The sequence below is a fragment of the Pseudomonas sp. I2 genome (genome assembly GCF_040984075.1).
Taxonomy (GTDB): domain Bacteria; phylum Pseudomonadota; class Gammaproteobacteria; order Pseudomonadales; family Pseudomonadaceae; genus Aquipseudomonas; species Aquipseudomonas guariconensis_B.
This window is the reverse complement of the sequence record NZ_JBCGFQ010000008.1, coordinates 1-25,349: the sequence shown is the minus strand read 5'-3', so window position 1 is coordinate 25,349 and position 25,349 is coordinate 1. Positions and strand designations below refer to the sequence as shown.

Below are 25,349 nucleotides of genomic sequence, written 5' to 3'. Positions count from 1 at the left end.
GCATTGCGTAGCGTCATATCGGTTATCGGCACCATAAGGGGAGCGCGGGTGGGTCACACAATCATTCGGCAGCGCAAGGATCGGTCGGGTTTCAAGCTTCTGGTGATTGCGCTGGCCATGGGGGCCTTGCTCGCGGGTTGCTCCAGCAGCGGCTCGAACGGCGCCCGTGTGGTCGATCGCAACGCGGTCCCCAAGCGCCCGACCGTGACGTCGGGTCAGTACATCGTCAGGCCCGGCGATACCCTGTATTCCATCGCGTTCCGTTACGGCTGGGACTACAAGGAACTGGCCGCGCGCAACAACATCGGTGCGCCCTATACCATCCGCCCGGGCCAGGCCATCCGTTTCAGCAGCGGCGTGGGCGGCAGCACCAGGGTGGTATCCAGCCCCTCCTCATCGAGCAAGACCACCGTCATCCGCCGCCCTGTCGCGACCACCACGCCACCGTCTGGGGGCACTGCCAGGCCTGCCACGCCACCCCCTGCCGCGAGCAAGCCGGTGGTGACGCCGGTGCCCGCCGCAGAGCGTACCGCCGGGGGCTGGACCTGGCCGGCCAACGGTGTGCTGATTGGTAAATTCGCTTCAAACGGTAGTTTGAATAAAGGCATTGATATCGCCGGTGATTTGGGACAGCCTGTTTTTGCTGCGTCTGGTGGTACAGTGGTCTACGCCGGGAGTGGCTTGAGGGGCTACGGCGAGTTGATCATCATCAAGCACAGCGATACCTACGTCAGCGCCTACGGCCACAACCGCAGGCTTTTGGTTCGGGAGGGGCAGCAGGTCAAGGCAGGGCAGACGATCGCTGAAATGGGGTCCACGGGCACTGATCGGGTGAAGCTGCATTTCGAGATTCGCCGTCAGGGCAAACCCGTCGATCCGCTCCAGTTCCTGCCACGCCGTTGATCGTTGTACCCAGCCTGTTCCTTTGACGTAGAGGGGACAGGCTCCAGCGTTACCAGGGAACAGGTGTCGCTCGAGCCTGAGTTCGAACTCAGCAAAGGACTATAACAATGGCTCTCAGCAAAGAAGTGCCGGAGTTTGACATCGACGATGACGTCCTCCTGATGGAGACGGGCATCGTTTTGGAAACGGATGTGGTGTCAGACGAACCTGCTGTACCTTCGGTTCGGACCAGGGCCAAACAAGGCTCATCGCTCAAGCAACACAAGTACATCGATTACAGCCGGGCGCTCGATGCCACCCAGCTGTATCTCAACGAGATCGGCTTTTCACCACTGCTTTCTCCGGAAGAGGAAGTGCATTTTGCGCGCCTGTCGCAAAAAGGTGACCCCGCCGGTCGCAAGCGCATGATCGAAAGCAACCTGCGCCTGGTGGTCAAGATCGCCCGCCGCTACGTCAATCGCGGATTGTCGCTGCTCGACCTGATCGAGGAGGGCAACCTCGGCTTGATCCGCGCCGTGGAGAAGTTCGACCCGGAACGCGGCTTCCGCTTCTCGACCTATGCGACCTGGTGGATCCGCCAGACCATCGAGCGGGCGATCATGAACCAGACCCGCACCATTCGCCTGCCGATCCACGTGGTCAAGGAGCTGAACGTCTACCTGCGTGCTGCGCGGGAACTGACCCAGAAGCTCGACCACGAGCCTTCGCCGGAGGAGATCGCCGGCCTGCTGGAGAAGCCGGTGGCCGAGGTCAAGCGCATGCTGGGGCTCAACGAACGGGTTTCGTCGGTGGACGTTTCCCTGGGGCCGGACTCCGACAAGACCCTGCTCGATACCCTGACCGACGATCGTCCCACCGATCCTTGCGAGTTGCTGCAGGACGACGACCTCTCCCAGAGCATCGACCAGTGGTTGGGCGAGCTGACCGACAAGCAGCGTGAAGTGGTGGTACGTCGCTTCGGCCTGCGGGGCCATGAGAGCAGCACCCTGGAGGATGTGGGCCTGGAAATCGGCCTTACCCGTGAGCGAGTACGGCAGATCCAGGTCGAGGGCCTCAAGCGCCTGCGCGAGATCCTCGAGAAGAATGGCCTGTCCAGCGAGTCGCTGTTCCAGTAACCGCGACCGTCATGAAAAACGCCCCGACACGACGGGGCGTTTTTGTTTCTATCAATCAGCGGCTCTATCAGCCAATGTTTCTTTCGCTACCCTCGTGGCGTTGCATGTAGGAGATTGCTCACAGCTTGTGTAAGCCTTTGCCGTAGGGATCAGTAAATCATTGTCGTTTTCAAACGTTGAGTGTTTTTAACTTGCTGATAAATATGAATATTTTGGATGTGAAGAAGTATGTCCACCGTATTGTTTTGAGAGCTTTCACCCTTGCCTGGCCAGCTGGAATGGCTAGTATTCGAACTGTGCCGACGGATTGGCACAGGCTTTCACGGATGACGGCCAAGGACATCGCAGGATGCGATTCATCAGGATGATGAACGGGACAATCAGGGACTATGGAAAAAATGTGGGCGGGTCAAACCGCCCCTTTTTTTTGCCTGCGATAAAGCATCGCCAGGCAAACCTGGCGGCCAAAAGAGCTAAAAGAAAAGGCCCGTAAAGGGCCTTCTCGTGATTCAGACGCGTTAGCGTTCCAGGTGCTCGATCTTGTCGGGTTTGCCGTCCCACTCCTCGGCATCCGGCAGGGCATCCTTCCTCTCGGTGATGTTCGGCCAGATCTCCGCCAGTTCGGCGTTCAGCTCGATGAACTGTTCCATGCCCGCAGGTACTTCATCTTCCGAGAAGATGGCCTGGGCAGGGCACTCCGGTTCGCACAGCGCGCAGTCGATGCACTCGTCCGGATGAATGACCAGGAAGTTCGGGCCTTCGTAGAAGCAGTCCACCGGACAGACTTCCACGCAGTCGGTGTATTTGCACTTGATGCAGTTGTCGGTGACGACGAAGGACATTTCTAATTTTCTCCTCAGGCGACGGCAGCGTGCCCTTCCTTGCAGGGCAGCGCGGTTCCCGGTGGCAGCAGGCCAGGCTAATGAACCTGCACCCGAGCGGGAACCGCGGCGGATTCTACCAGCTTGCGCGGGTAGCCGTTATAACAGGTTTTTCAGTTGATATAGCGTTTCGATAGCTTGGCGCGGCGTCATGTCGTCCAGGTCCAGCTTGCCCAGCTTCTCGATGGCCGGGTGTGGCAGGCTGGCGAACAGGTCGCTCTGGTGCGGTACCTGCGGCTCGCCCTTGGCCTTGGTCGCGGGCGGCTCGTGAGGCAGGCTGGTGGTTTCCAGCCGCCCCAGGTGTTCGCGAGCACGCTGGATCACCGCCGTCGGCACGCCGGCCAGCTGCGCCACGGCCAGGCCGTAGCTCTGGCTGGCAGGGCCCGGCAGCACATGGTGCAGGAAGACGATGCGCTCGTTGTGCTCGGTGGCGTTCAGGTGCACGTTGGCCACCAGTGGTTCGCTCTCCGGCAGCACGGTCAGCTCGAAGTAGTGCGTTGCGAACAGGGTATAGGCGCGCAGTTGGGCCAGCCGCTCGGCGGCGGCCCAGGCCAGTGACAGGCCGTCGAAGGTACTGGTGCCTCGGCCGACTTCGTCCATCAGCACCAGGCTGCGGTCAGTGGCGTTGTGCAGGATGTTCGCTGTCTCGCTCATCTCGACCATGAAGGTCGAGCGCCCGCCGGCCAGGTCATCGCTGGAACCGATGCGGGTGAAGATGCGGTCGACCAGCGACAGCTCGCAACGCGCCGCGGGGACGAAGCTGCCGATGTGCGCCATCAGCACGATCAGTGCGGTCTGGCGCATGTAGGTGGACTTACCGCCCATGTTCGGACCGGTGATGATCAGCATGCGTGTGCTGTTGTCCAGCGCCAGGTCGTTGGCCACGAACGGCGTGGTCAGCACCTGCTCGACCACCGGGTGACGGCCCTGTTCGATACGCAGGCAGGGCTCGTCGACGAAGGTCGGGCAGTTCAGGTCCAGGTTCAGGGCGCGCTCGGCCAGGTTGCTCAGCACGTCCAGCTCGGCCAGGGCGGCGGCGCTGTCCTGCAGCGGCGCCAGGTGGCCGATCAGGGTTTCGAGCAGGGCGTCATAGAGCATCTTCTCTCGCGCCAGGGCGCGGCTCTTGGCCGACAGCGCCTTGTCTTCGAAGGCCTTGAGCTCCGGCGTGATGAAGCGCTCGGCGCCCTTTAGGGTCTGGCGGCGGATATAGTCGGCCGGGGCCTGCTCGGCTTGTTTGGTCGGCAGCTCGATGTAGTAGCCATGCACCCGGTTGTAGCCGACCTTGAGGTTGGCCAGGCCCGTGCGCGCCTTTTCGCGGGCCTCCAGGTCGATGAGGAATTGGCCGGCGTTCTCGCTCATGGCCAGCAACTCGTCCAGCTCGCTGTCGTAGCCGGTCTTGAGCACGCCGCCGTCGCGGATCACCGCCGGCGGGTTGTCGATGATCGCTCGCTCCAGCAGGCTGGCCAGCTCCGGGTAGGTACCGGTGATCGCGGCCAGGCGTGCCAGGTGCGGGGCCTCCAGCTCGGCCATGGCGTTCTGCAGCTCGGGCAAGGCACCGAGGGCATCACGCAGGCGCGCCAGGTCGCGTGGGCGGGCGTTGCGCAGGCCGATGCGGGCGAGGATCCGCTCGATGTCGCCGATTTCCTTGAGCTGCGGCTGCAGTTTCTCGAAGCGGTAGCCGTCCAGCAGGCAGCGGATCGAGTCCTGGCGTGCCTTGAGTACCTTGAGGTCGCGCAACGGGCGGTTCAGCCAGCGGGTCAGCAGGCGGCTGGCCATGGCGGTCTGGCAACGGTCGATGACCGATTGCAGGGTGTTGTCGCGACCACCGGCCAGGTTGACGTCCAGTTCCAGGTTGCGGCGGCTGGCGCCGTCGAGGATCACCGTGTCGTCCATGCGCTCGTGGCGCAGGCTGCGCAGGTGAGGCAGGGTGGTGCGCTGGGTTTCCTTGGCGTAGGTCAGCAGGCAGCCGGCCGCGCCGATGGCCAGGGTCAGCTTGTCGCAACCGAAGCCCTTGAGGTCCTGGGTCGCGAACTGCTGGCACAGGCTCTTGCGCGCCGAATCGCGGTCGAAGTCCCACGGGGCGCGACGACGGCAGCCCGGGCGCTTTTCCGCCGGCAGGCCTTGGGGCCAGTCGTCGGGGATCAGCAGTTCCACCGGGTTGATGCGTTCGAGCTCGGCCAGCAGGTTCTCCCAGCCCTTGATCTCCTGCACGGTGAAGTTACCGCTGGTGATGTCCAGCACTGCCAGGCCGAACAGCCGCTCGTCGCCCAGCAGGGCGGCGATCAGGTTGTCGCGGCGCTCGTCGAGCAGGGCCTCGTCGCTGACCGTGCCGGGGGTGATGATCCGCACCACCTGGCGCTCCACCGGCCCCTTGCTGGTGGCCGGGTCGCCGACCTGCTCGCAGATCACCACCGACTCGCCGAGCTTGACCAGCTTGGCCAGGTAGCCCTCCACCGAGTGGAACGGGATTCCGCACATGGGGATCGACTGGCCGGCGGACTGTCCGCGGGCAGTCAGGGTGATATCCAGCAATTTGGCGGCTTTCTTCGCGTCTTCGTAGAAGATCTCGTAGAAATCGCCCATGCGGTAGAACATCAGCTGGTCTGGGTGCTGGTTCTTCAGCTTCCAGTACTGCTGCATCATCGGGGTATGTTGGGAAAGGTCAGACATTCAAGGCCTTGAAGCTGTACGTCTATTAGACAAATGCGAAACGTCTAATACTACAGGCTTTTTTTCGGCATTGCTGGGGGCTGTGCTACGTCAATTTCACGGAGTCTTAGGTACCGCTTTGTCATCCGTGCGTCCGCGTGCCCCCCGAGCTTCTGAGCATCGTTGCCCTGCTTATCGGTGTCGGTCAGCGACTTGGCCCGCAGGTCGTGGATGGTTGCGTCGGTGACCTTTGCCTTTTTGCAAGCCTTCCTGAAGGCATCCTTCACGGTCTCGTAGGAGACCGGCTTGCCCCCGCCCCGGGTGCAGAATAACGTGAGCCCGCGCACCTTCCGGGGCAGGGCTTTGGTCCTTGCGATTAGCTGTTCCAAGTCCGGGGTCATGCCCACGATGAGCTTTGCACCGGTCTTCTGCTGGTTGAAAGCAATGCCCTTGTCGCTGATGTCCGACAGCTTGATGGCCAGCACATCGCCAATGCGTTGCCCCGTGAGGTAGCACATTTCCAGGATAGATCGAATGTACGGCGAGCATGCGTCGCAGATCGCGGCGAACTCCTCGTCCGTGATGTACCGGTCCCGCTTCTTTTCTGCGTGCCGCTTGATGCCGGTGCAGGGGTTCGAGTCGACGATCTGCTGCTCTAGGGCGTAGGCGAACACCATCCGCAGGAACGATATCACCCGGTTTGCCATGTTCGGCGTGTCGGACATATGCAGCTTGAGGGCCGCCACATGCCGAGGAAGTACCTGGCGCGGCTCGAATTCGGCCAGGTGGTGCTTCAGTTTTGCTGCGGCAGCCTCGTATTGCTTGATGGTGTTCTCAGCGACCGTACCTATCGCAACTGGGTCAAGGCGCTGCACTTGCAGGTGCTGTCCATCCTTGCTGCACGTGCGGGGCGGGTGCGGCTGCATACCGTTCGTCGGGTCAGTATGCGCCGAGCGTGCGCCGAGGATGCGCCGAAGTAGCGTCGAAGCGACGAACCGAAAACAGCCCCTTTTCGGTTTTTCCGGAGGCAGGTAAAAAGGCGCCACGATATGAAAAGTGTGCCTTAGGCACCGAGCCCCACCACAGGTGGGGCTTGTCATAGTTGTATGGCTCACGTTTGCGCCTGAAAGGGGAAATCCTTTTTGATGATGTCCTTGAGCCAGAACACAAATAGGACCATGCCAAAGAAAAAGTATGCGACAGCGTTCCAGATGTTCACCAACATGAGCAGGATTTCTCCCCGGCTTGGTGCAGTGTCAGGAACGCTAAACAGATAGATCTCCCAGCAGTTAGCCACAACGCATACCAATGCCATCAGCACCGGGATTACCGTTTTGGTCAGGTGCTTCCAAATTGATCCCAGGATTCTTCTCAGCTCAGCCCGCTTATCGGGCGTGAGGGCTATGCAGGCAACCAAAATTCCAAAGGCAGTGCCGATGATGCCAAGTAGAGCCATCACAACAGTGAAAATTTGCATTTTGCTTTCCCCAAATCATCGTAATCAGAAGGATATTGGAGCCTCGCATGACCAATGAGCAACAAGCGCTTGCCGAGATGCCGGTCTGGCTAGTGATCACCCTCGCCCTGGTCGGTGGGGTATCCGGTGAGATGTGGCGTGCGGACAAAGCGGGCGTCCGGGGCTGGGCGCTGGTTCGACGCATCGCCTTGCGGTCTGGCGCCTGCGTGGTCTGCGGGATGGCAACGATCATGTTGCTGTACTCCGTTGGCGCATCGATCTGGGCTTCGGCGGCATTCGGCTGCCTGACTGCGATGGCGGGTGCCGATGTCGCCATCGGCTTGTACGAACGCTGGGCCGCCAAGCGCCTGGGCGTCTGCGAGATGCCGCCGCGCAGTGGCGAACCGGGTCAATGAGCTGACCGTAAGTATGGTGGTGAATTATCCCGGTATACCAAAGTGGGTGGTTACGAGGCGGGAGCCCACCGAAAGTACTTCACCCGCCAAGCTGCCAAGGATGCTCTTGGTTCCGCTTTTGGTGGCATCAACGAGTTGGTCGCCTAAGGATGGGCCTGAGGTGAGGCTTTCAGGTACCGCTTTCAGAGCCTCCAAGCCTTTGGCGGTCAACACAGCATTCAGCACCCCGTTGCCGTACGACTGATCTCTGAAGCAAAGGTAGCCGGCTTCGGCCAGCCATTCGACACAGGCTAAGAAGAACTCGCCTCGTTCGTTAGCGAGGTCCCCCGCCATTTGTTCATTGAAGGTGTAACCCGGTAGTCGATAGCGGCATTGGTGTCCTTGGGCAGGTGTTGGGCGCGAAGGCGTCACCAGAAGAAGCCACCAAGGAGCCCAGCGCTGGGCGCAGTGCCAAGGTGCAGAACGTCTTCGTGGTCAATGCGGATGCGATCAGCAGGACGGGCGCTGGTCTCGCCAGGCGCGCTCCTGCAGCGGCGGGTGGTAGCCGACGGGCGCGTCGGCGCCGACGCCACCAGGCACGTGCCGTGGGCAGTACCGTCCGCCCCCGAGCCAGGGGCACGCCTGCGCCGTTGAGCACGCCGTCGACCAAGCCAGCAGTACCGGCCCTCAGTCGTGCAGGGCTCTTCGCCGCTGTGCCTGCTGCAGCGGGGGCGGAAGATCTTGGTCGGGTGGCTCGCTCGATCAGGGGTGTCACCCGGTTGGCCAAGCGCCTGCCGGGCGGCAACGTCGTGGACGCTGGTGCGGAAGCGCTTGATGTTGCGCTGAATGCCGAGACTCAGGACGAAAAAGCCGAGGGCTACGGTGGTGCAGCGGGCAGTCTTGCGGGGACGCTTGCGGGAGCAGCTGCAGGCGCGGCGATCGGCTCGGTCGTCCCGGTGTTGGGGACGGCAGTCGGCGGTGCGCTTGGCGCAGTCCTGGGCGGCATGGGAGGTGAGTCGCTCGGGGGCTGGCTGGGCAAGAAACTGTTCGGTGAGGCTGAGCCAGCCGGCCCGGCCAGGGATCGGGAAGCACCTGCTTCGCCGGCCATCGGTGATGCGATGCGCACCAATGTCCTGCCGGGTGCCGAGGCTTCCAGCAAGCCGCCCATGTCGGATCCGTCCAATGCGTTGGGGGATGCTTCACGCACCACGAAGGCTGTAGTACCGACGGTGGTTTCACCGGTGGTCGGTGATGTTGTGCGCCCCAAGCCAGAGTCGCCTGCTGAAGCCGCCAAGCCGGTCAGATCCGATCCACCAGGCGCTTCGATGGGAGAGACACGCACGGCGCTGCCCGTGGTGCCGAGGGTGGTCCCGCCGGTTGTCGGTGACACCGTGCGCGCCAAGCCAGAACCGGCACCGCTGGCTCCCGGAGACCTGGTCCGCGACTTGGTGAAGGCGGTGCCACCAGCGCCGCCGGTGTTGGAGGTGGCCAAGCCGGCCCCGGCCGCGAAGGCGCCGCCGCCGAAAGTAGAGCAGTCGTTTCAGCTCTCGCTGAGCATTCCGGTGGTAGTGCAGGGCGACATGAAGGATCCGGCTCGGTTTGCCAGCGACTTGGAGCCTCACATCAGGCGTCAGGTGGAGGCGATCTTGCGCGACGTCGCGAGTCGGCAGAGCGCGGTCCAGTTGTTCGATGCCCCACACGTTTAAGGAGGTACCATGGCATACATGGAGCAATTGCAGTCTGCGCTGAAATGGCTGGTCGCGGCCGGGGAAGCGGGCAGGCAGAGCCTGGATGGCATGTTGGGGCCGTTGACGGGAGCGGTGAGTGACATCACCGGCGCGGCGGCGGACTTGGAAAACGTACCGTTCGTGGGGCCGGTGATCGGCGAGAAGCTGGGCAGGGTAGTGCGTGGTATTGGGGTTGCACAGTCCCGCGTCGGTGAGGTGGCTGCCAAGTACGGCCAGGCCGTATCCGCGGCTAGCCAAGTGCAGGAACGCCTGGGGGCATTCAAGGAGCAGGCCGCCAAGGTCCGCTCGGAAGTGGGGCGGGTGGCAGGCACCATCAGCCCGACGCTGGCCCCGGTCGTGCCGACCGCCAGCCTCGCCGCCGAAGTCACGCCGCAGCCCGAGGCGGTGAAGCCGTTTCCACACCTGTTGATTATTCAACCCCACCGGCCGGACGCACAGCCGTACTACTTCAACCTGGACACGGCGGCATTCGACGAACTTCGTCGACAAGCGTCGTTCCGCTGGGCGGGGCAGGAGCGCTTGCGACGCACTGTAGCCCAGCAGGCGGTCAGCCTGGGCGAGGAGAAGATTACCCTCAAGGGGGTGATCTTCCCGGGTTACAAGGGCGGTATTGGCCAGCTCAATACGCTTCGCAGTATCGGTCGGAGCCTGCAGCCGCTGAACCTGGTGACGGGGTATGGCGAGGTGCTGGGGGACTGGTGCTTGCTCAGTGTCGAGGAAGAACAGAGCAACCTGCTCGCCGGCGGCATTCCTCGAAAACAAGCCTTCTCGTTGGAGTTCGTGAGCTATGGCAACGACCTGCAGAACGTCTGACGGGGATCTGCTCGATGTGATCTGTCAGCAGTACTACGGGCACCTGAACGGCACGGTTGAGGCGGTGCTCGAGGCAAATCCGGATCTTGCCAGGGAGGCGCAACCCTACCGCGCCGGCCTGGTCATCCATCTGCCAGACCTGTCCGCACCGGCCGTGGAACTGCTGCAGATATTCGGCTGATTCCGCTTCACGTTACGAGCCCCGCCCAGTGCGAGGCTTTTTATTGGAGGAACCATGCAACCCACCTATCGCATCATTGCCGACGGCAAGGACGTCACTGCGCTGATCAACGACCGTCTGATGTTGCTGCGGCTGTCGGATAAGCCCGGGATGGAGTCGGATGAATTCGAGCTGCGAATCGATGATCGCGACCAAGCGGTTGCGCTGCCGGGGCGCGGCAGCAAAGTTGAGATTCTGATGGGATACCAGGGCCAGGTGCTGACGCGTATGGGTTCGTACCTGGTGGATCAGGTTCAACTGTCTGGCCCGCCTGACACGCTGATCATTCGCGGCAAGGCCAGCGACATGCGTGGCAGCGGCAAGACCATTCGCAGCGGCAGTTGGGAAAACGTCCCGCTCTCCCAGATTGTCAGCGAAATCGCCAAGCGCAATGGCTGGGAGCCGGTCTGCCCAGTCCAGACCAAGGTCGAGCGCGCCGACCAGCGCAATGAGTCGGATTTCAACTTCATCACCCGCCTGGCTAAGCAATACGACTGCACCGCCAAGGTCGCCGACGGCAAGCTGCTTGTCATGCCGCGCCAAGCTCAGGTGAGCACCACGGGCAAGGCCTTTGGCGCGGTGATCATCCACAAAACCGATGTGGCTCGCTACGAGTTCCGCCTGGGTGATCGCTCGACGCAGAAGTCCGTGAAGACCCAGCACCAGGACAAGAAGACCGGCGAACTGAAGGTGATCGAGCTGGGTAACGAAGATGCTCCCGACGGCCTGCCGGCGGTCCACACAGACCGCCACATCTACCCCAACAAGAGCGCTGCCGAGGCCGCTGCCAAGGCTCGTCTGGCTGCGTTCAACCGCAGTACCGCCGGAGTGCGCCTGGAGATGGCGGGTAGGACCGACCTGTTTGCTGAACGGGTAATCGATGCCCAGGGCTTCAAGATTGGGCTGGATGGCCAGTACCTGGTCGATGGAGTCGAGCAGGTGTTCACCCCGGCTGGTTGGACGACCGCAGTCGAGTGCAACGGCGGCAAGAAAGGCAAGGCCAAGGCCAAAGGCAAAAAGAAGAAAGAAACCAAGCCACTGAAAGTGGTGCAACTGAATTCGGCCTGAGCGGCCACCACAGGAGATACCCATGGCAATTACTGAAAAACAGCTGCAGCAGATCCTCCCCAACGCCGGCCGCCAAGCCGGCGTTTTTGTTCCTGGCCTCAACGCCGCGATGGGCAAGTACGGCATTGTTACCCGCCTGCGTACGGCAGCGTTCATCGCCCAGGTCGGCCATGAGTCGGGCCAGCTTCGCTACGTGCGCGAGCTGGGCAACGACAAGTACCTGTCGAAGTACGACACCGGCCGCCTGGCCCAGCGCCTGGGCAACACGCCCGAGGCCGACGGTGATGGCCAGAAGTATCGCGGTCGCGGCCTGATCCAGGTCACCGGGCGGGCCAACTACGAAGCCTGCAGCGAAGCGCTGTTCGGTGACAGTCGCCTGCTCAGCACGCCGGAGCTGCTCGAGCACCCGGTGATCCCTCTCTTTCCCCCTCATGAATGCTATGTCGAAGTCTTCGCCGGCGGCGCCGCGTTGTACTTCATGCGACCCCAACCTGCACCGGTAGGGCTTCTACGCTCCAGCCGAGCATAGTGCGTGCTTTGGCGCGGTGCCCGGGCAGGAAGCCAAGCGGCAATTGATCCATCAGCCATTCCATGGCCTCGAGCTGGTCGTCATCCAGGACTAATCGAAGAGGGGCGGCATCGATTACGTCAGTAGACAATGGAGAACTCACGATAAATAACTGTGCGTGCATACAGTGTAAGGTCGTGGCGTGTCGCTGGCAAAGCTGGAGGATGCCTCGCAAGGCGTGGGGCAAAAATGGAGCAACCCGAGCGCCATTCTATGCCCCTTTAGGCGTCTTGCAGGTGGATACGAAAAAGCGCTCAAGCCCTTTGAATACGGGGCATGGGCGCTTTTTCTGGTTAGTATCCCAGCACAATTGGAGTGTGTTGACAGGAGCCGCTACAATCTTTAGTGGCCTTATGCTACCTTCCGGCCGGAGAGCCTAAATGCATTTAAGGGAAAGGGCATGTGGAAAAAAATTAATGAGCTGAGGGATCCGTTCAACGATGCGGTGAATTACCGTAGCCGGATTGAAAAGGAATTTTTTAATAAATTATTTTTGCGCACAGAGGAGTTAGATAGGCTTGTGGCGCCCTCGATATATTATTTAATGGGGGAGAAGGGTGCCGGAAAAACAGCATATGCAACATATTTGGAAAATAATAAATATGAGAAAAACCACTGCAAAACCATAACGCTAACAGATACGCAGTATAAAAGATTCATTGCTTTAAAGAAGAATGGGAAACTTCATTATAGTGATTATGCCAATATTTGGCGATCTATACTTTTGTCTGCAACCTCTCAAGTTATTATCGATAAATCAAGGGGCGTTCTTCAGAGAATGACTGGAAAGTTTGCGGCGGTCGAGGAGGCACTTAAAAAATGGAATCGCAGCTCGCTTAATCCGGAGATTGATAGCGCTCTTGAATCGTTGAAAAGCATAACGACCAGCGGTGAACTGGGTGTTGATCCCCTAAAAGTTACAGCGGAGGGTAGTCTTGAGCTTTCATCGAGAACTGAAGAGATAAAGCATCACCTGTTAGAAAATGAGACGACTCTAAAGGAAGCAATTGCCTCTTTGTCGCTTAGCCATAATCATATCGTATTTATCGATGGTATCGATTTTAGGCCGTCATCTGTAACGTATCGTGAATACATGGACTGCATCAAAGGGCTTGGTGAGGCAGCATGGCAGTTAAATACAGAATTTTTTAACGGTATTCGAGACTCTAAGGGGCGCATAAAAATTGTGCTGCTGGTTCGTCCTGACGTGTTCCATTCTTTGAATATCTACAATTCCAATTCTAGAATACAAGATAATACAGTCTTCCTCACTTGGCATACTACGGAAGCAAATGCATCTTCATCGCCGCTTTTCGAGGTTGTCGGTAAATTTCTTGCGAGCCAGAACGGCTCTCATGTGTCACCAAGTGATGCGTGGTGTAATTATTTTTCTGATCAGCCGGGTGCGCTTGAGATATTTAAAAAGTTTTTGCGAGGATCCTTTCAAAAGCCTCGGGATTTCTTGACATTCATAAAAATATTACGGGGTCTACACCTGAGCAAGGGGCTAGGGGGGCAAACTCAGTTTTCACCCAAGCTAATAAGTGATCCAGGGTTTACTAATGATGCTTCTGACTATCTTCTTGGGGAGGTTAGAAATTACGCTGCATTTTATATGACGCCTGAAGATTTTGGATGTTATTTGAAGTTCTTCCAATTTTTAGATGGGAAGTCTACTTTTACTTTCTCTGAGTTTTCAAGTTATTTTAATGGCTTTTCTCGGTGGGCGAAAGGCGAGACTATCTACAATAGGCAGTATTTGCGAGACGCAGAGTCATTGCTGCAATTCTTCTACGATGTCAATGTCATTGGGTATAGAGAGGATACTGATGATCAATCGGGCACTTACTACCATTGGTCATATCGAGAGCGCTCGCTGAATAATATAGCGCCTAAAGTAAAACCAGTTGACGACTTGATGATCAACCCTGGGATTGCCAAGGCGTTAGATATTGGAAAGCGCTTTAAAGATCAGCCGGAGGCCCCAATGGAGCCCAGAAAACCCAAAAAGCCACACCGGAAAGGAAAGAGGCGCTTTAAGCGTAGAGCCGCAGAGAAGGGGGCTATTTAATAGCTCTTCCCTATTGGGGCCATGATGCCATGGCGAGCATGGTCCCAATGTGAGGACCACCGCAGGTGGATGCTGGAGCAGTGAGCGAACCGAGTGGTGTGTAACTGAAGTTCAAAAGCTAGGGTCTTGGACTGAAAGGTATAAATGCTAGTTGACCATCTCTAGGAGGAGCCAATGCCAACCACTGCTTGTGGGGTCTGGCGCGGGGAAGGTGGTACAAAAATGGTACGAAGTAGGGAATGGGGCTCTAGAGGCCACGCAGAATAATGCCTTTAGAAAGAACCTGCCCAATCCATCACGGGGGAGAGGTTTCGTAGGACGCTAGGAGGCGGGTGGTGTTGGGGTTGGTTGCACCGGTAGCTGATTGGGCATGAGAGCAGCTTAGGCCGCTGAGAGCGCATGCCGCAGCCTATACTCTCCAGACCGTCTGGACGGAGCAGTCACCCGTGAAGCGCACCTTGGAAGGAATGATTCTCGCCGGCGCACCGCTAATGCAGCAGGCGATCGATGCGTTGCGTCGGTATCACGAAGCCGAGGACTCTGGCGCGGCGTCGGAGGAGGTCGAGCGCCTACGGCTGCTGGCTGAGTCGCTGTATCAGGCCGTGACGGACTATCAGTTGTACGCGCTCGGGCATCAGGACTTGGTTCGCCACTAGATTGTGGCTAGACATTGTTTTCAGGGGGCGGGATTGAAGGTTGGCAGAGTGTCGGGGGAGGCGTCTAAAACAGCGCTGCCGGCCCTTGCCATTACTGGGCGAAAACGGACGAAACTTGAGAAAAAGTATTAGACGTGGAAATAGTGTAGGCCGCATGTCTGGCGGCCTGCACTCGAATTTTAATGCTACTGCTGCATCATCGGGGTATGTGCGGAAAAATCTGAAATTGCTTTGTTCATCAAGGGCTTATGAAGCTTGTCTCAAATGTGTGGGGCAAATTTGGGGCTTTGCATCGAAGGCGATATTGCCCTTCACGATGATGGGTTCAGCCGGTTCATCAGGCAACGATGATGCTGATGGCGGGAGGGATTATCTCCGCTGCCTTGCAGGGTAGGGAGGTTACCACGGGAGCGCCAATTTCAGCACGGGAAACCCAGGCGTGCGTCCATCTGCCTGGCAAGAAAGCGAATGCCTCAGCCTGGGCTGGGGCATCGATCGCACAGGGATTTCTTTTATGCACCTAATCAGGATCAGGCGGCGGATGGCAACGAGAAAAGCATCCTCGTCGCCAGGTAGGGCCAGACCTGGCATCCACCACCTGCAGCCTGACCCCGTAGCAGACTTCAGCCTCGCTTCCATACCACCGGGAACCAGTCCTCGCGCATGCGCTCGCCATCGGTAAGGCCGATACCGGGGAAGGGCGGCGAGGTGCGGCCCGGGCGCTGTACATAGCGCACGTCATCCCCCAGGAAGCGGGTGGAGAACGCCCGTCGCCTGCCCGTCCCGGCGTTGCCCGCTGCGCCGTGCACGGTGCGGAAGTCGAAGACGATGGCGTCGCCAGGCTCCAGCTCCGGCGAGAGGATCTGGTATTCGCCGTTCTCCACGTCGGGCATGTCCATGAACAGGTTCTGGCCGTCGGCATCGGTGGCGCCGTAGAAGTCCTGGTTGCTGGCCCAGCGCTTGGGACGCACCGGCTTGGGCCAGCGATGCGAGCCGAGCACCACGCTCAGGGTGTTTTGCCGGGTGACCGGGTCCAGGGGGATCCAGTAACTGGCGGTCTGCAGGCCGTCGACGCAGTAGTAGGGCAGGTCCTGGTGCCAAGGGGTGGGCTTGGCGGTGCCGGGCTCCTTGACCAGGATGTGGTCGTGGAATACCTGCACCTGCTGCGCGCCCATCAGTTCGCCGGCCAGCGCTGCCGCGGGGGAGTTGATCACGAAGTCCGTGAAGGCGGGAATGCGCTGCCAGTTGCAGTAGTCCTCGAAGAACCGTCCGCCCTCGCCGGCGTCGACGTTCTCGATGGCGAAGGCGCTGGGTTCGGCCAGGTTCTGCTCGAAGCCTTCGCGCAGGCGTTCGACCCAGTCCTTGAAAACACCGCGCAGGATCACTGCGCCATCACGCTGGAAATCTTCGATATGGGGATTCACGGGGCAACCCTCTCGTTGTGGTCGTGGCACCAGCATCGGGTGCCGGAGAGGGCTGGGTAAATCACAGAATTCCTATTCGCCACTATAGCTATTCTGTATGCCCCGCCTTGTTGTCTTGCCTCCCGATTGGCCGGTTAATAGCCCTGCGCCCTGCGGTTTCCGGGCCTTGCGTGACGCCTTCCACGGCAGCCCGCGCTGCCGGCCAAGAACAAGAACAATGAGGAGCTCCTGGGATGAACGAGCACAACAACCTGCGACGGGGCCTGAGCACCCGGCATATCCGCTTCATGGCGTTGGGGTCGGCGATCGGCACCGGGCTGTTCTACGGCTCGGCGTCGGCGATCAAGCTGGCCGGGCCATCGGTACTGTTGGCCTACCTGATCGGTGGCGCGGCCATCTACATGATGATGCGTGCCCTCGGCGAAATGGCGGTACGCAACCCGGTGTCCGGTTCCTTCGGGCTGTACACCAGCCAGTACCTGGGCCGCTACCTGGGCTTTCTCACCGGCTGGAGCTATGCGTTCTCCATGCTGGTGGTGTGCCTGGCCGACGTCACGGCCTTCGGTGTCTACATGGGCCTGTGGTTCCCCGATACGCCGCGCTGGATCTGGGTGCTGGGCATCGTCTGTTTCATCGGCGCGCTGAACCTGTGCAGCGTCAAGGTGTTCGGCGAGATGGAGTTCTGGCTGTCGTTGCTCAAGGTCACGGCCATCGTCGCGATGATCCTGGCCGGCGGCGCGGTACTGCTGTTCGGCATCCAGCTGGGCAATGGCGCCGAGGCGGTGACAGGGTTTTCCAACCTGTGGAGCCATGGCGGGTTCTTCCCCAATGGCGTCGGCGGGATGATCGCCTCGTTCACCGTGGTGATGTTCGCCTTCGGTGGCGTCGAGATGATCGGCATCACCGCCGGCGAGGCCAAGGACCCCAAGCGTGTGCTGCCCAAGGCGATCAATTCGGTGCCGCTGCGTATCCTGCTGTTCTATGTGTTGACCCTGCTGGTGCTGATGGCCATCTATCCCTGGACCAACATCGGCAGCCAAGGCAGCCCCTTCGTGCAGATCTTCAGCGGCCTGGGCATCGAGTCGGCGGCGACCCTGCTCAACATCGTGGTGATCTCGGCGGCGGTGTCGGCGATCAACAGCGATATCTTCAGCGCCGGACGCATGATGTACGGCATGGCCCAGAACGGCCAGGCACCCGCTGGTTTCGCCCGTCTGTCGCGCTTCGGCGTGCCCTGGATGACCGTGCTGGTGATGGGCGTCGCCCTGCTGCTGGGGGTGGTGCTCAACTACCTGGTGCCTGAGAACCTGTTCCTGGTGCTCGCCGCCGTGGTGACCTTCTCCATCGTCTGGGTCTGGCTGATGATCCTGCTTTCCCAGGTGGCCATGCGCCGTGGCATGAGCCGCGAAGAGGTCGCCGCCCTGGACTTCCCGGTGCCGCTGTGGCCGGTCGGCCCGGCCTGCGCCATCGTGTTCATGCTGTTCATCTTCGTCGTGCTGGGCTGGTTCCCGGACACCCGCATGGCCATGTACGTCGGCCTTGGCTGGCTGGCCCTGTTGTCCCTGGGTTACTGGCTGTGGGGTGCGCGCCAGCCACGCCCGGCGCCAGCCAGCGCATGAAGGCGTAGCCTGCAGGCATCAGCCATACAGGCCTTAGATCGCGAACAGCTCGCTGGCCCAGCGCAGGAATGCCTGGGCCGCAGGCGAGGGGCGCATGGCGCCGGATTGCGCCAGCACCACCGACTGCGGGCTGACCGCCTCGCGCAAGGGCCGGCACGCCAGTGGCCGGCCATCGTAGCTCTGGTCTCCCGCCGGTCGGGTGCACGACAACGCCACGCCATAGCCATGGGCGACCAGCCCACGCTGCATCTCGAAGGTCTGGGTCAACTGCTGGGAGCGTGGTTGCAGGTCATGGGCCCAGAACAGCGAGAGGAAGTACTCGCGGGTTCTGGCGATGTCTTCGAGAATCAGGCATTCCTCGGCCAGGTCGGCCAACGACACCTGCTCCTGGCGGGCCAAGGGATGATCGGCCGGTAGCAGGGCGTAGGGCGCCACTTGCGCCAGCACTCGCCGCTCGACCTGTGGATCGAGGCCCACGTCGTAGGTCAGCGCCAATTCCGCCTTGCCATCGTTCAGGCGCCGGTTGACCCCGGCCAGGTCGGTCTCGAGCAGGGTGATGGCGACGTCCGGGTGGCGCTGGCGAAAGCCGCTGAGCAGGCGCGGCGCGTACCAGGGGCCGAGGTCCTGGAAGCAGATCAGGCTCAGGTTGCCTCGCAGCACTTGCGGCTCGTCTCCGGCACTACCTATGCCTGCCGCCATGGCCAGGATCTCGCGGGCCTGCTCGAGCAACTGGCGCCCCGCCGGGCTCAGTTCCAGGCCACGGCTGGCCTGGCGCAGGAACAGCTTCTCGCCAAGGAGCGCCTCGAGCTGGGAGATCGCCAGCGACACCGAGGGTTGCGAGATATGCTTGGCTCGCGCTGCGGCGCTGACGCTGCCTTGTTCGGCGGTAGCCACGAAGTATTCGAGTTGACGGAAGGTAAAGCCGATCATTGTTGTTCTTGTCCTCTCTTCCCGGGACGGCATCGGGTACCGAGCGTACAGGGAATTCTCCGGTTGTGGGGTGCGAGACGGGAAATCGCCTGCATGGATTGCATTTGCCCGGCAGCGCATCCATCATGCATGGTATGCAAAAACGCAACGTAGCCACCGTACTCAGAGCACTGCTCGACCGCCACGGCCTGTCACCGACGGAGCTGCACCGGCGCACGGGCGTCCCTCAATCCACCTTGTCGCGCATCCTCAGCGAGAAGATCGTCGATCCGTCCGACAGGCATGTGTCGAAGATCGCCAGCTACTTCGGCGTGAGCACCGATCAGTTGCGTGGTCGTGCCGAACTGGGCGAGCCCCGTGCGCCAGCGCTGCCGATCCATGGCCATGCGCAATTGAGCGACATTCGCCTGTGGGACGACGAGACCCCTGTCGAGGATGACGAGGTGTCCGTTCCTTTTCTTCGTGAGGTCGAGTTGGCAGCAGGGTCAGGGAGATTCGTCATCGAGGAAAGCGAGAAGGCCCGCTTGCGCTTCGGCAAGCGCAGCCTGCGCCACAACGGCGTGCAGTTCGACCAGGCCAAGTGCGTGACGGTGCGGGGCAACAGCATGCTGCCGGTGTTGCGTGATGGCGCCACGGTGGGGGTCAACACCGGCAGGTGCGCGATCGGCGACATCATCGATGGCGACCTCTATGCCATCAACCACAACGGCCAGTTGCGCGTGAAGCAGGTCTATCGCCTGCCAACGGGCATCCGCCTGCGCAGCTTCAACCGCGACGAACACCCCGACGAGGACTACAGTTTCCAGCAGATGCAGGAGGAGCAGATCAGCCTGCTCGGCCATGTATTCTGGTGGGGCATGTACGCCCGCTGACTCCCTCCCACTTCCTGAAAACCCGCCTCGGCGGGTTTTTCGTCTCCAGGGGGCCGATATCGCGCCTGGAAATATGATGAAATGCATTGACTGTATATGCGTTAATGCATAGATTTGTTTCGCATCAGCTGACATCGGTTGTTACATGGGGCTCGACCGCTGGGGGAATTGCCTCGGCTACAGGCCAGGCGTCGTTACGCCGAGTTCGAAACACAACCGGCCCGTGGGCAATGCCGATGGGCCTTGCAAAGGAGGCAGGACAGTGGCGAACGAGCAGCAGGTGTTGCTGGAACTCCCGCTCTGGCTGGTAATCGTCCTGGCGGTGGTGGGTGGTCTTTGCGGCGAGATGTGGCGAGCCGACAAGGCCGGTGCGCGCGGCTGGTCGCTGGTGCGGCGGTTGGCGTTGCGTTCTGGAGCTTGCATGGTGTGCGGGGTTTCGGCGGTGATGTTGCTCTACGCCAGCGGCGTGTCGACCTGGACCGCCTGCGCCTTCGGCTGCATGACCGCCATGTCGGGAGCCGATGTAGTCATTGGGTTCTACGAGCGCTGGGTGGCCAGGCGGCTGGGGTTGCGTGAAGCGTCCCAGGCTGACGAACCATAGAGGGAAGGCCATGGAGCCGGCAGGTGACGCTTGCGCGAGATCGTCCGCTACCCACTGAGGGGCGAACCCTTGCCTGGGGAGGCCAGGGTGGTAGGGTAATGCGCAGTCTTCAAGGAGCCCGCCATGGACCCGATCACCGTTCTCTCCACCCGTCTGGGCGAACACCTGCGGCGCTTCAATGCCCAGGTGAGCACCGCCGAATCCTGCACCGGCGGCGGCATCGCCGAGGCGATCACCCGTATTCCCGGCAGTTCGGCCTGGTTCGAGGCCGGCTACGTGACCTATTCCAATGCCCAGAAGACCCGCCAGCTGGGCGTACCCGAGGCGCTGTTCGCCCAGGTCGGGGCGGTCAGCCAGGAAGTGGTCGAAGCCATGGTCCGCGGCGCCCAGGCCGCCAGTGGGGCGCGCTTCGCCGTGGCGGTCAGTGGTGTGGCCGGGCCCGACGGCGGCTCGCCGGCAAAGCCGGTGGGTACCGTGTGGCTGGCCTGGGCCGATGGTGAGCACGTGACCAGCGAGCGCCGGCACTTCGATGGCGACCGCGAAGCGGTACGCCGACAGACGGTGATCGCCGCGTTAGACGGCTTGTTACAGCTTGGCGCGGAGTAATTGTCGACTGGGGGTTTGCTCGAACGCACCGCTGTGGAATAATACTGGCTACTTATACAGTTATTCCGGCCGATCAGGGCCAGTCGATCACGTGAGGATTTCAATGGACGACAACAAGAAGCGCGCCTTGGCTGCGGCCCTGGGTCAGATCGAACGCCAATTCGGCAAGGGCGCGGTCATGCGCATGGGCGACCACGAGCGCCAGGCCATCCCGGCCATCTCCACCGGTTCCCTGGGCCTGGACATCGCCCTGGGCATTGGCGGTCTGCCGAAAGGCCGTATCGTCGAGATCTACGGTCCGGAATCCTCGGGTAAAACCACCCTGACCCTGTCGGTCATCGCCGAAGCCCAGAAGCACGGCGCCACTTGCGCCTTCGTCGACGCCGAACACGCCCTCGACCCCGAGTACGCCGGCAAGCTGGGCGTCAATGTCGACGACCTGCTGGTATCTCAGCCGGACACCGGCGAGCAGGCCCTGGAAATCACCGACATGCTGGTGCGTTCCAACGCCGTGGACGTGATCATCGTCGACTCCGTGGCGGCCCTGGTACCCAAGGCCGAGATCGAAGGCGAGATGGGCGACATGCACGTGGGCCTGCAGGCCCGCCTGATGTCCCAGGCGCTGCGCAAGATCACCGGTAACATCAAGAACGCCAACTGCCTGGTCATCTTCATCAACCAGATCCGCATGAAGATCGGCGTGATGTTCGGTAGCCCGGAAACCACCACCGGCGGTAACGCCCTGAAGTTCTATGCCTCGGTGCGCCTGGACATCCGCCGTACCGGTGCGGTCAAGGAAGGCGACGAAGTGGTGGGCAGCGAAACCCGCGTCAAGATCGTCAAGAACAAGGTCTCGCCTCCGTTCCGTCAGGCCGAGTTCCAGATCCTCTATGGCAAGGGCATCTACCGCAACGGCGAGATCATCGACTTGGGCGTGTCCCAGGGCCTGGTGGAAAAATCCGGTGCCTGGTACAGCTACCAGGGCAATAAGATCGGCCAGGGCAAGGCCAACGCTGCCAAGTACCTGCAAGAGAATCCGGCCATCGCCGCCGAGATCGAGAAGCAGATCCGCGAGAAGCTGCTCAACGCCGGTGCCGTCGCCGCTGCTGGCAAGGCCGCTGCTGCCGAAGCCGATGCCGACGACATGGCTGACGCCGACGCCGGTTATTGATTGGCCCTATGTCCGCCGTACTCGACACCCCCGTCGCCGTCCGGCGGACCGCCATGGACCTGCTCGCTCGTCGCGAGCATGGTCGCGTCGAGCTGACACGCAAGTTGCGTCAGCGTGGCGCATCGGATGAGCTGATCGAGCAGGCGCTCGATCGGCTTGCCGAAGAAGGGCTGCTCAGTGAAGCCCGCTACCTCGAGAGCTTCATTTCCCATCGTTCCAATGCCGGCTATGGCCCCGCGCGTATTCGCGAGGAACTCGGCCAGCGTGGCCTGAACCGTGGCGATATCGACCAGGCCCTGCGTGAAAGTGGGGTGGACTGGGCAGCCCGGTTGCAGGATGTCTGGCAGCGCAAGTTCGCCGGGCAGCGTCCCCATGATCCCCGCAGCCGGGCCCAGCAGACCCGATTCCTCGCCTACCGTGGCTTTTCCATGGAGATGATCGGCCGCCTGCTCAGCGGCCGAGGTTTCGACGATTAGCCTGCTGGCTCAACTGACCTTCAAGGCCTCCCTGGCGCGCTGGGTCGTATGCATCGGCTGGGGTTTGGCCCAGTTTTCCGGAACATTGATGAAGTCCACCAGCTCACGCAGGCGCCCCTGGTCGCGGCCATTGAAGGCGAAGGTCAGCCGCGTCAGGTGGCTGAAATTACCCACCTCGTGTTCGATCCCACTGTCAGGCTGCTGGTGGTATTTGCCGCTCAGGCGCAGGTCGGCGAAGCCTTCCTGGATATCGTAGAGTGCAGCCTCGCTGAGCGGATGGTGCATGCGGATCACGAACTGGTTCTTCAGCCAGCGGCTGGAGTGGTAGTTGCTGTAGAATTGGTTGATTTCCTCCACCGCTTCGTCGGCGCTGTGCACCAGGCGCAGCAGCTTCAGGTCGCTGGGCAGGATGTAGCGGTTCTCTTCCAACTGGCGGCTGATGAAATCCAGTGCATCGCGCCAGAAGGTGCCGCCCGGCGAATCCAGCAGTACCACCGGTACCAGGGGGCTCTTGCCGGTCTGGATCAGGGTCAGCACCTCCAGCGCCTCGTCCAGGGTGCCGAAGCCGCCTGGGCAGAGCACCAGGGCATCGGCTTCCTTGACGAAGAACAGCTTGCGGATGAAGAAGAAATGGAAGGGCAGCAGCTTGTCGGTACCGTCGACAGTGGCATTGGCATGCTGCTCGAACGGCAGGGTGATGTTGAAGCCCAGGCTGTGTTCTGTGCCCGCGCCTTCGTGGGCCGCCGCCATGATGCCGCCACCGGCACCGGTGATGACCATCAGGTCGGAGCGCGCCAGGGTTGCGCCCAGCTCCCGTGCCAAGGCGTACATCGGATGTTCCAGGGGCGTACGGGCCGAGCCGAACACGGTGACCTTGCGCCGGCCTTTGTAGCGCTCCAGGGTACGGAAGGAATGGTCCAGTTCGCGCAGGGCCTGCAGGGTGATCTTGGCGTTCCAGCGATTGCTGTCGTCGTGGGCCATGCGCAGGATGGTCAGCATCATGTCGCGGTAAAGCGGCAGGTTGGGGCTGTTCGGCGCGACCAGTTGCAATTGCTCCTCGATCTTGCTCAGGTCGATGCCGTTGTCCCTGAAATGGTTGAACAAGAGTTCGTTCGGTTGGTAAGGCATTCAACGTCTCCTTCTGCAGCAACACCTCTTGACCGGGCCGATGGCGTGCTCCGATCGCGACACTGCGTGTGTCGCCGGCTGCTGTGGCTCGAGTGTGCATCCCGAGCATTGCAGTAGGCCTTCAAGGCCATGGTGCAGTGGTAGGAAGTCCATCATGTTGTCGTTGTTCCAGGGCCAGCATACCGCGTCCTCGACGTCTCCTCGCACGCCGGAAAATGTACAGGTATTCGCTATCAATCTAGACCCTGGCACCTGATCGTGCCGGGGAAGGTGTGCAAGACACCACGGCGCTTACCTTCGGCACCTGCGTCGCCCTGACCACTGGTCGGAAGGGATCCAACTACCGTGGGGCTTTGGTTAACTGGGAGTGCGAAAAGGTCTCGATGCAGGAGGTGGCAGTATGCGTCGGCTGGTCATCGAGGTGGACGGGCGGCTGTACCAGCTGCTGGAGAATGCGGCCCGGGCCAATCACCTGAGCCTGGAGGCCGAATGCCGGCGCAGGCTGGAAGGAGCAGAGCGACATTCACGCTACCTCCAGGCCCTGCTGGCCGAGCTGCGCGCCGATGAAGAACAGCGGCGCGCCAATGACAACGGTCGGATCGCCTGAGTTACTTCCTCTTGTTGCCGGCCACGCAGCTGGCGGCATCGAAGGCCTGGTCCATGACCGGCTGGTTGGTCTTGTAGACGGTGAAGCGGTAGACCATCACCGCCCCCTTGGACATCAACTGGCGGAACCCCGTGTTACGGCACACGCTGTCACCCAGCTGGCTGCGCACCTGCTCCGGATTGGCGCGCATCTGCGCAGCATGGCTTTCGCGCACGCTCAGGTGGTTGATCAACGCCTTGCCCTTCTCGACGGTGTAACCCTGGTCGAGGATGTCTTCGTTGATCGCGCGCGGTGTGCCGACACTGCTTTCCTTGGCAACCTTCTCCAGCATCTGGTTCAGCTCGTATTCCTGCTTGGAAGCCGCCTGGGCCGCCAAGGGCAGGGCGAGCAGCAGGCTCAGTGTCGGGATGATAAGGCGCGGCATGAATCTCTCCTGGTTCGATAACTGGCACTTTGACCTGCGCCGGCGGGCTGCGTTCCATGACGGCGCATCTGTGCCAGGTGGCGATTATAAGGGACCGGATTGCCGCTCTGCACGGCAAATGGCTCGGCCTCTGGTAGACTGGCGCTTTGTTTCCCGCCGAGTCGTCGCAGTGTCCATTCCTTCCCTGTCCAGAGGCTTGCAAGCATGAGCCATGCGGTAGCGCGCTTGCGCGCCGAACGCCTGGCCCGCAGCAACAAACCCTTCATCGCCCGCGGCTCGCGTGCGGTCCGCTGCCCGGATTGCCGGGTCATCGCCAGTCACTGCCTGTGTGCCTTGAAGCCCAGGGTGCAGGCCAACTCGGGCGTGTGCCTGCTGATGCACGACACCGAGCCGCTCAAGCCGACCAATACCGGCTGGCTGATCGCCGACCTGGTCGAGGACACCTCGGCGTTCGGCTGGCAGCGCACCGAGGTCGACCAACGCTTGCTGGGGCTGCTCGAGCAGCCCCAGTGGCAGCCCTATATTGTCTTCCCGGGCGAGTTTGTCGCCCCGCAGCGGGTAGTGGGCGATGTACAGTGCGAGCCGGGCAAGCGGCCGCTGTTCATCCTGCTCGACGCCACTTGGACCGAAGCGCGCAAGATGTTTCGCAAGAGTCCGTACCTGGACCGTTTCCCGGTATTGAGCCTGCAGGCCGAGCAGATGTCCCGCTACCGCCTGCGCCGCTCCAAGCGCGACGACCATTTCTGCACCGCCGAAGTGGCGGCGATGTGCCTGGAACTGGCGGGCGATCAGCACGCCGCCCAGGCGCTGGATGCCTATCTGGACGTGTTCAGCCTGCACTACCTCAGCGCCAAGCGGCACCTGCCGCTCGACCTGCAGGACGACATCCACCAGCGTTTGCATACCTTCCTATAGTCCAAGGGGCAGGCGGGGCGGATTGGTTCATAC

26 protein-coding genes are annotated in these 25,349 nt (G+C 61.2%); 18 read left to right on the top strand and 8 right to left on the bottom strand.

Features of this window, described 5'->3' with window-relative positions; all coding sequences use genetic code 11:
• Window positions 1-48: 48 nt before the first annotated feature.
• Together WCE05_RS05895 and rpoS are read left to right on the top strand one after the other, a co-directional pair.
• The gene (locus tag WCE05_RS05895) at window positions 49-903 is read left to right on the top strand and encodes a peptidoglycan DD-metalloendopeptidase family protein (protein WP_253090653.1); all 855 of its coding nucleotides are present in this window, start codon (window positions 49-51) and stop codon (window positions 901-903) included.
• 107 nt (window positions 904-1,010) lie between these two features.
• Window positions 1,011-2,018: an RNA polymerase sigma factor RpoS gene (gene rpoS, locus WCE05_RS05890; RefSeq protein ID WP_253102049.1), complete on the top strand. Its 1,008-nt coding sequence runs from the start codon at window positions 1,011-1,013 to the stop codon at window positions 2,016-2,018.
• Window positions 2,019-2,536: 518 nt separating this feature from the next.
• Here the strand turns inward: rpoS and fdxA are convergent.
• The 4 genes from fdxA to WCE05_RS05870 all read right to left on the bottom strand — a co-directional run bounded on the left by fdxA (window position 2,537) and on the right by WCE05_RS05870 (window position 7,025).
• The gene (gene fdxA / locus WCE05_RS05885) at window positions 2,537-2,860 is read right to left on the bottom strand and encodes a ferredoxin FdxA (protein ID WP_225787361.1); all 324 of its coding nucleotides are present in this window, start codon (window positions 2,858-2,860) and stop codon (window positions 2,537-2,539) included.
• A gap of 138 nt (window positions 2,861-2,998) precedes the next feature.
• Window positions 2,999-5,569: a DNA mismatch repair protein MutS gene (mutS, locus tag WCE05_RS05880; RefSeq protein ID WP_368815594.1), complete on the bottom strand. Its 2,571-nt coding sequence runs from the start codon at window positions 5,567-5,569 to the stop codon at window positions 2,999-3,001.
• Between the two features lie 50 nt (window positions 5,570-5,619).
• A complete protein-coding gene (locus WCE05_RS05875) occupies window positions 5,620-6,423 on the bottom strand; it encodes a tyrosine-type recombinase/integrase (RefSeq protein ID WP_368815593.1) in 804 nt (267 codons plus the stop codon).
• A gap of 236 nt (window positions 6,424-6,659) precedes the next feature.
• Window positions 6,660-7,025 (bottom strand): hypothetical protein, encoded by a 366-nt coding sequence (locus tag WCE05_RS05870; RefSeq protein ID WP_368815592.1) that lies wholly within the window; start codon window positions 7,023-7,025, stop codon window positions 6,660-6,662.
• A 47-nt stretch (window positions 7,026-7,072) separates the two neighbouring features.
• On the opposite strand from WCE05_RS05870, the gene WCE05_RS05865 reads away from it, so the two are divergent.
• The 8 genes from WCE05_RS05865 (at window position 7,073) to WCE05_RS05830 (ending at window position 14,543) form a co-directional block, all read left to right on the top strand.
• The gene (locus WCE05_RS05865) at window positions 7,073-7,420 is read left to right on the top strand and encodes a phage holin family protein (RefSeq protein ID WP_368815591.1); all 348 of its coding nucleotides are present in this window, start codon (window positions 7,073-7,075) and stop codon (window positions 7,418-7,420) included.
• Window positions 7,421-8,178: 758 nt separating this feature from the next.
• Complete coding sequence (locus WCE05_RS05860; protein ID WP_368815590.1) at window positions 8,179-9,105, top strand: hypothetical protein; 927 nt, start codon at window positions 8,179-8,181, stop codon at window positions 9,103-9,105.
• Window positions 9,106-9,114: 9 nt separating this feature from the next.
• Complete coding sequence (locus tag WCE05_RS05855; RefSeq protein ID WP_368815589.1) at window positions 9,115-9,960, top strand: phage tail protein; 846 nt, start codon at window positions 9,115-9,117, stop codon at window positions 9,958-9,960.
• A complete protein-coding gene (locus WCE05_RS05850) occupies window positions 9,935-10,141 on the top strand; it encodes a tail protein X (protein ID WP_368815588.1) in 207 nt (68 codons plus the stop codon). The genes WCE05_RS05855 and WCE05_RS05850 overlap by 26 nt, the downstream gene beginning before the upstream one ends.
• A gap of 54 nt (window positions 10,142-10,195) precedes the next feature.
• Complete coding sequence (locus tag WCE05_RS05845; RefSeq protein WP_368815587.1) at window positions 10,196-11,248, top strand: phage late control D family protein; 1,053 nt, start codon at window positions 10,196-10,198, stop codon at window positions 11,246-11,248.
• Window positions 11,249-11,270: 22 nt separating this feature from the next.
• Window positions 11,271-11,777, top strand: a complete 507-nt coding sequence (locus WCE05_RS05840; RefSeq protein ID WP_368815586.1) for a glycoside hydrolase family 19 protein — start codon at window positions 11,271-11,273, stop codon at window positions 11,775-11,777.
• A gap of 439 nt (window positions 11,778-12,216) precedes the next feature.
• On the top strand, window positions 12,217-13,887 hold the full coding sequence (locus WCE05_RS05835; protein ID WP_368815585.1) for a hypothetical protein: 1,671 nt from the start codon (window positions 12,217-12,219) through the stop codon (window positions 13,885-13,887).
• A 467-nt stretch (window positions 13,888-14,354) separates the two neighbouring features.
• The gene (locus tag WCE05_RS05830; RefSeq protein ID WP_368815610.1) at window positions 14,355-14,543 is read left to right on the top strand and encodes a hypothetical protein; all 189 of its coding nucleotides are present in this window, start codon (window positions 14,355-14,357) and stop codon (window positions 14,541-14,543) included.
• Window positions 14,544-15,166: 623 nt separating this feature from the next.
• Here the strand turns inward: WCE05_RS05830 and WCE05_RS05825 are convergent.
• Complete coding sequence (locus WCE05_RS05825; RefSeq protein ID WP_253108005.1) at window positions 15,167-16,003, bottom strand: phytanoyl-CoA dioxygenase family protein; 837 nt, start codon at window positions 16,001-16,003, stop codon at window positions 15,167-15,169.
• 197 nt (window positions 16,004-16,200) lie between these two features.
• Here WCE05_RS05825 and WCE05_RS05820 point away from each other — a divergent pair, with 197 nt between their 5' ends.
• On the top strand, window positions 16,201-17,586 hold the full coding sequence (locus WCE05_RS05820) for an amino acid permease (protein ID WP_225787363.1): 1,386 nt from the start codon (window positions 16,201-16,203) through the stop codon (window positions 17,584-17,586).
• A 33-nt stretch (window positions 17,587-17,619) separates the two neighbouring features.
• On the opposite strand, the gene WCE05_RS05815 is transcribed toward WCE05_RS05820, so the two are convergent.
• On the bottom strand, window positions 17,620-18,516 hold the full coding sequence (locus WCE05_RS05815) for a LysR substrate-binding domain-containing protein (protein WP_225787364.1): 897 nt from the start codon (window positions 18,514-18,516) through the stop codon (window positions 17,620-17,622).
• A 125-nt stretch (window positions 18,517-18,641) separates the two neighbouring features.
• Here WCE05_RS05815 and WCE05_RS05810 point away from each other — a divergent pair, with 125 nt between their 5' ends.
• From WCE05_RS05810 to recX, 5 genes are all read left to right on the top strand, one after another.
• A complete protein-coding gene (locus WCE05_RS05810; RefSeq protein ID WP_225787365.1) occupies window positions 18,642-19,388 on the top strand; it encodes an XRE family transcriptional regulator in 747 nt (248 codons plus the stop codon).
• A 262-nt stretch (window positions 19,389-19,650) separates the two neighbouring features.
• On the top strand, window positions 19,651-19,989 hold the full coding sequence (locus WCE05_RS05805; RefSeq protein ID WP_225787366.1) for a phage holin family protein: 339 nt from the start codon (window positions 19,651-19,653) through the stop codon (window positions 19,987-19,989).
• A gap of 123 nt (window positions 19,990-20,112) precedes the next feature.
• Window positions 20,113-20,595 (top strand): CinA family protein, encoded by a 483-nt coding sequence (locus tag WCE05_RS05800; RefSeq protein WP_225787367.1) that lies wholly within the window; start codon window positions 20,113-20,115, stop codon window positions 20,593-20,595.
• A gap of 103 nt (window positions 20,596-20,698) precedes the next feature.
• The gene (recA, locus tag WCE05_RS05795; protein WP_225787368.1) at window positions 20,699-21,766 is read left to right on the top strand and encodes a recombinase RecA; all 1,068 of its coding nucleotides are present in this window, start codon (window positions 20,699-20,701) and stop codon (window positions 21,764-21,766) included.
• Between the two features lie 8 nt (window positions 21,767-21,774).
• Window positions 21,775-22,242 (top strand): recombination regulator RecX, encoded by a 468-nt coding sequence (recX, locus tag WCE05_RS05790; protein ID WP_253090633.1) that lies wholly within the window; start codon window positions 21,775-21,777, stop codon window positions 22,240-22,242.
• Between the two features lie 9 nt (window positions 22,243-22,251).
• Here recX and WCE05_RS05785 read toward each other — a convergent pair whose 3' ends face one another.
• Entirely contained in the window at window positions 22,252-23,370 is a 1,119-nt protein-coding gene (locus tag WCE05_RS05785) for an LOG family protein (protein ID WP_225787370.1), read from the bottom strand.
• A 400-nt stretch (window positions 23,371-23,770) separates the two neighbouring features.
• Here WCE05_RS05785 and WCE05_RS05780 point away from each other — a divergent pair, with 400 nt between their 5' ends.
• Window positions 23,771-23,977, top strand: coding sequence for a hypothetical protein (locus tag WCE05_RS05780; RefSeq protein WP_225787371.1), 207 nt, complete (start codon window positions 23,771-23,773; stop codon window positions 23,975-23,977).
• Window position 23,978: 1 nt separating this feature from the next.
• Here WCE05_RS05780 and WCE05_RS05775 read toward each other — a convergent pair whose 3' ends face one another.
• Complete coding sequence (locus tag WCE05_RS05775) at window positions 23,979-24,401, bottom strand: quorum-sensing-regulated virulence factor family protein (RefSeq protein WP_225787372.1); 423 nt, start codon at window positions 24,399-24,401, stop codon at window positions 23,979-23,981.
• Window positions 24,402-24,605: 204 nt separating this feature from the next.
• Here WCE05_RS05775 and WCE05_RS05770 point away from each other — a divergent pair, with 204 nt between their 5' ends.
• Window positions 24,606-25,316, top strand: a complete 711-nt coding sequence (locus WCE05_RS05770) for a tRNA-uridine aminocarboxypropyltransferase (protein ID WP_368815584.1) — start codon at window positions 24,606-24,608, stop codon at window positions 25,314-25,316.
• Window positions 25,317-25,349: the final 33 nt, after the last annotated feature.